The organism is uncultured Campylobacter sp., assembly GCF_938031315.1.
Classification (GTDB): domain Bacteria; phylum Campylobacterota; class Campylobacteria; order Campylobacterales; family Campylobacteraceae; genus Campylobacter_B.
Genome location: NZ_CALHHT010000423.1, coordinates 1 through 4,952 on the forward strand (window position 1 = coordinate 1; position 4,952 = coordinate 4,952).

At 36.7% G+C, this 4,952-nt stretch carries 8 protein-coding genes; all 8 read left to right on the forward strand.

Features of this window, described 5'->3' with window-relative positions:
• On the forward strand, positions 1-521 hold a 521-nt coding region (locus Q0236_RS10505; protein ID WP_297917594.1), incomplete at its 5' end, for an ATP-binding cassette domain-containing protein.
• Entirely contained in the window at positions 518-1,267 is a 750-nt protein-coding gene (locus tag Q0236_RS10510) for an ATP-binding cassette domain-containing protein (protein WP_297917597.1), read from the forward strand. The genes Q0236_RS10505 and Q0236_RS10510, both read left to right, overlap by 4 nt.
• Positions 1,268-1,530: 263 nt before the next feature.
• Positions 1,531-1,875, forward strand: a complete 345-nt coding sequence (gene imm40 / locus Q0236_RS10515) for an Imm40 family immunity protein (RefSeq protein ID WP_297917600.1) — start codon at positions 1,531-1,533, stop codon at positions 1,873-1,875.
• 122 nt (positions 1,876-1,997) lie between these two features.
• Positions 1,998-2,387, forward strand: a complete 390-nt coding sequence (locus Q0236_RS10520; RefSeq protein WP_297917603.1) for a hypothetical protein — start codon at positions 1,998-2,000, stop codon at positions 2,385-2,387.
• A 349-nt stretch (positions 2,388-2,736) separates the two neighbouring features.
• Entirely contained in the window at positions 2,737-3,249 is a 513-nt protein-coding gene (locus Q0236_RS10525) for a hypothetical protein (protein ID WP_297917605.1), read from the forward strand.
• 9 nt (positions 3,250-3,258) lie between these two features.
• Positions 3,259-3,648 carry a hypothetical protein gene (locus tag Q0236_RS10530; RefSeq protein ID WP_297917608.1) on the forward strand — a complete coding sequence of 130 codons (390 nt, stop codon included), beginning with the start codon at positions 3,259-3,261 and terminating at the stop codon, positions 3,646-3,648.
• Positions 3,649-3,696: 48 nt separating this feature from the next.
• Entirely contained in the window at positions 3,697-4,071 is a 375-nt protein-coding gene (locus Q0236_RS10535; RefSeq protein WP_297917611.1) for a hypothetical protein, read from the forward strand.
• 40 nt (positions 4,072-4,111) lie between these two features.
• The gene (locus tag Q0236_RS10540; protein ID WP_297917614.1) at positions 4,112-4,864 is read left to right on the forward strand and encodes a hypothetical protein; all 753 of its coding nucleotides are present in this window, start codon (positions 4,112-4,114) and stop codon (positions 4,862-4,864) included.
• Positions 4,865-4,952: the final 88 nt, after the last annotated feature.

Here is a 4,952-nt window from a genome sequence, read left to right on the forward strand (position 1 = left end):
TTGATGACGATTTTAGCCTTAGCGCGGATAAATTTAAAATTTGCGGCAGAGATATTTTGGCTCTTAATCAAGACGAGCTTAGAGAGCATAGGCGAAATGTCTGCGCTCTGATCTTTCAAAACAGCCACGGCTCCTTTCATCCCATGCTAAACGTGGGCGATCATTTCAATCTCTATCTTAAAAAAACTATGGAAATAGGCCTTATTAAAAAAACGGCTTTTGAGTATTTTGCAAAATTTGGCTTTGACGACGCGAACACGCTTTGGCATAAATTTTCTTATGAGCTAAGCGGCGGGGAGGCGAGCAGAGTTCAGATAGTTTTGGCGCTTTGCCTGAAGCCTAAAATTTTAATATGCGACGAGATAACAAGCTCGCTCGATACTCTGAATAAAAGAAATATTATAAATATGCTAAATTCTCTCAAGAGCGAGATCGGCATTATATTTATCACGCATGAGCTCGGGCTTATTTCGCATCTGACGAGTAGAATTTTAAACCTTAAAAACGGAAAATTTCAATGATATTAGAGGTTAAAAACATATCGAAAAATTTTGAATTTAGAGAGCATTTCGGGCATAAGCAGATCTGCTTGGAGGTGCTAAACGGCATTGGCTTTAATCTCGAAAGCGGCGAGAATTTATCCATTTTAGGAACAAGCGGAAGCGGCAAAAGCACTCTGGCTAAAATTTTGGCTCTAGTTATAAAACAAAGTGGAGGCGAGATATTTTTTGAGGGCAAAAATCTATCAAATTTAAACCAAAACGAGATTTTACGATATAGAAGCCAGATCCGCCTCGTGATGCAAAATCAAAAACTATGCCTAAACCCCGCCCTAAAAATCAAAACCCAGATTAAAAACATAAAGAATTATCTTAAACTAAATTTTGATGATGAGCTTGTGGACTCGCTTTTAAAAACGCTAAATTTGCCCGCAGAAATTCTAGCTAAGCTCCCGCATCAAATCAGCGGCGGCGAGGCCGAGCGAGCGGGAATGCTAATAGCTATGCTCTCAAACCCAAAACTCCTAATCCTCGATGAGATAACGAGCGGGCTTGATTTCGAGGCGAAAGAGAGGCTTTTGGATATGCTTTTGACGCTTAATAAAAACATAAATATTATATTTATAACTCACGATTTGGCGAGCGCGAGAAGGGTTGCGGGCAAGGTTTTGCTGCTCGAAAAAGGAAATCAAATTTTCTTCGGCGACTTTGAAAACATTAAGAAGTGTCCTAAATTTCTGGAGCTTTCAGAGGCTTTGGGTTATTAAGCGCTGTGCGCAATGTTCGTGCGCAAAGAGCGGGCGCCTTACTCCCGATACGCCGCAAATTTTAATGCATTGCGGCAAGAAATTCTAAAAGCATCCTTTTTACTCTCTTTTAACTCCTACGCGCGGGCGCCCGCCTTGGATTTTGATTATTTTCCTTCCTTTTATATTCGTTTTGATATAATTTTTCTGAAAAATGGGTGTCAAACGGCACCAAACCGTTAGCCACAGATTTTTTAGACCTAACGTGAAATAAAGGAGAGATTATGCCATTTATAGATGAAGACTACGTAAATATCGTACCGCAGGATCTGCTGGAGCGCGGTATACGCCTAAGAGAGGAGTACGGAATTTATGATATCGCTTGGAGATTTGATGATGTAATGGAGGTGCTAAAAATCACAAGAGGCAAAGGTATGATTATTCTAGGAGGAGAAGTATATCGCTTAAGCGGCAATGAGCCCATAATCACATACGATTGCTGGAGTATTGAATCGGAAGATGACGATGCATTTGAAGTAGCAACCCAATATATCACTAATTATCGCGCTAGAAACGGAGATGACTTTGCATATTGCCCAGTCATTTGCCCCGGGCGGGTGCCTAAATGAAAATTTTAGCTTACAATACAGAATATGTTGGTTTTGCTCATCTTCATATAAATATAAAATGTGTGCCGAACTGAATGCCAATATGTGCGTAGATGGGATATAAAAGATTTTTAGGAGCGATCTTGAAAAGCAACAAAGTAATCCTAATCCTATCGATCGAAAGCGATAGGGATCTATCCGAAACAATAAGCAGCAACGGCATATCTGCAACAAAAGTCTGGCAAAAAGGAGATTTGAAACTAAAAGGTTCTATTTTAAAATACAGAAATTTTGGCTTTAGCATAGAGGAAAAATTTTATGATATACCTTTTGCGGGAGATCTAATTAAAAAATTTTTAGCAGATATAAATGTCGCGAGGAGTATAAAATTACAAAGCGTGAAAAAGCTGCTAAGAGTCGTAGTTTACAGTTATAATAGCTTGCCCGGTCTATATTATAATGCAAATTTACTGAAACTATTAGCAGATAATAATGTGGATTTGGACAACGACATATACTGCCTAGATGAATAAATTTGAATCTTGAGCAAGGCATATTTATCGATGAAATTCTTTGACTCCGATTGGGCAAAAGACGGCAATCTATCCTTAGAATTTTGTATAAGGATATTTTGAAACCATGAAGCCCGTAAGAATTGTAATGACGATATTTTTTATTATCCTATCGTCTTTAAATTTTCATAAGCTATTGACGGAGGGCGGTTATCGCGGAGGCAAAGTTTATGTCGTAGCTACAACTCAATCCGTAATTATGCAAATATTACTTATCATAGGATTAATCCTGTATTTGATATATCTGATAAGAGTAAAAGAGCATTATAAGCCAAGCTCAAATTTTACGCTTTCTAAAAAGGAGGACAAAATGAACTTATCGAATAGAATAAAAGCGCTAAAGGCGCGGCTTAAACTGCAAAAGCCGGAAATTATAACAAATCCTGTACAAAAGGATGAGCTTGTCGAGCAAGATCTGTGCGGTAAAGATCTGTGCGATTTAGACCATAGCACGATCAAACTTTTATCGGGAGATTTGAGTGTCTTTAATGACTGTGCTTTCAGGTATTATATCCTGGATTTTATTGATTTTTACGAGCGCTTCGGCGATGAGGAGGTTATAGAGGATATGTTCATTCAAGCGCTTATGCCGCCTATGCGGCGGGCTAGAGCGAAACAATTTAGCAGGGATGAGGTAAAAATAATTATAGATTTTTTGCAAAAAAAATATGAAGATATTGCGAGAATTACGCATTCCAAGAAATATAAAAAGTTAAAACCCTACGAACAAGAAGAAATTTATATACCATTCAAACATTTTGAAAAAGAGATAAAAAGCGCTATAAAATTTTGGGAGAAGTATTATAAGGGTAAAAATTTATAAGGATTGGCAATGCGCTTAATAGAGACTGATTTGGGCAAATATGAGGAATATATCTATTTCTTTATAGAGAAAAACAGGGCGTATTTTAGCGCCTACCAAGAGCAGATATTTCCTTTCGATATGGAGTACATACCTAGCTTATTGTGGTTGCTTGCATCTTTTGCAGAAACTACGATTAAAATTTTTGATGATTTGGACGAAAAGACAAGAAATGAAATTTTTGATTTTGTGGAAAAGGGAGCGGCAAGCGAAGACGAATACATCGGCACGGCGTTCTGCACCGGCTTTATTGAGACAATTATAAATATTGCGAAAGAAGACGAATATAAGATAATTAGCAAATATTTTAGAGATGAAACACAAGAATATGCCGCCGCTTGGATGAAATTTGGCGAATAGCTAGATCGAGTTTTATTCAAGTCATATTTTAAAACAATAAGGAGCCATATGCCTAAACATGAATTTTTACTCAAAAAGACAAAAGAAAATATCTTCTCTAAAGAGCGTTGGGTAGTAATTAGCGATGATCTGATACTTCATATTTCGTACTCTCTTGAGTGGGTGCAAACCACATGGAACGATGAGGTAAATTTGAAAAAAGGTCTAAATTACTATGGCTATAGCTGGATAGAAGATAAAGCTAAATTTAGAGATATAATATGCTCTTGGAGATCGCTTTTCTTGAGCGCGGATGAGCAGATTGTTTTTGATAAAAACTGCGCGCTAAATAAATCCTCGGTCATCGAGCAATTAGACAGCCTATTGGAACTAATCGATTCGGCAATTAAAAATGATTTATATATTTTGTATTTAGGAATTTAGCGAGTGCGTGGCGATTTAATAATAAAATAGAAGAAAGATCATGAAAAGAAATTATAAAAAGATAATACCCGTAAGAGGTAGAAGGAAATTTTCGATTAACAATTTTAGAGAAAATTTCGCGGAGGGCGATATACTGCAAATCGATCAAAGTCGGTTTTTATTTTGTAGCTGGAATAACCTGCTGCGTATAAACGGCGATAATTCGGGGGAGTTTATAGTATTGCCACCCGAAGCTAATGCGAAAAATAATAATAGTTTGATTTCTAAAAAGTGGGTATTGGAGAATTTAGATTTTGTATGTGATACCGAGTCGCCCAGAAATATAAGCATATTTTCTTATTACGATAGTTTTTTAGCCGAATACAAAAGGATAAATGATAAAATTCCTGCAAAATTTACTTATAAATTTTTAGAATTCAAAGACGATCTAAAAAATGGAGATATTATAGAGTGTCACAAGGCTTTTCGTCCATATGATCGAAAGATAAAATTTATCGTCGCAACCGATACGGAAGGATGCCCGAGACTACCCTATCTGGAGGGGTTTTATTCAGGTCTATTTGCACCTATTGGCTATAGCGATAAAATGCGCTTGGATAAAGGACAGGAATATGCGATAAGCTCGAGTTGGCTAATTAAGAACTGGGAAGCCGCCTTTGTCGGTAATTGCGATATAAGGCACACCTATGTAAATTTACAAAATCGAAAAGAGATTTTAAATTTTACCGATAAGCAGTTGGAAAATTTCATAAAAATAAAGCGAAAGAGATTAAAATTTAAATGGAAAAAGTAGATAAAGATTTTAAAGCGGGCTTGTATAGTATCACGCAGCGAAAGGTTTTTAAAAGGCGACAGCAATGATAAAAAGTATTATAAACCCA

Excerpts from the sequence above, each read along its gene's own strand:
- Q0236_RS10510 (WP_297917597.1), top strand. The coding sequence starts at position 518 with ATGATATTAGAGGTTAAAAACATATCGAAAAATTTTGAATTTAGAGAG.
- imm40 (WP_297917600.1), top strand. The coding sequence starts at position 1,531 with ATGCCATTTATAGATGAAGACTACGTAAATATCGTACCGCAGGATCTG.
- Q0236_RS10525 (WP_297917605.1), top strand. The coding sequence starts at position 2,737 with ATGAACTTATCGAATAGAATAAAAGCGCTAAAGGCGCGGCTTAAACTG.
- Q0236_RS10530 (WP_297917608.1), top strand. The coding sequence starts at position 3,259 with ATGCGCTTAATAGAGACTGATTTGGGCAAATATGAGGAATATATCTAT.
- Q0236_RS10535 (WP_297917611.1), top strand. The coding sequence starts at position 3,697 with ATGCCTAAACATGAATTTTTACTCAAAAAGACAAAAGAAAATATCTTC.
- Q0236_RS10540 (WP_297917614.1), top strand. The coding sequence starts at position 4,112 with ATGAAAAGAAATTATAAAAAGATAATACCCGTAAGAGGTAGAAGGAAA.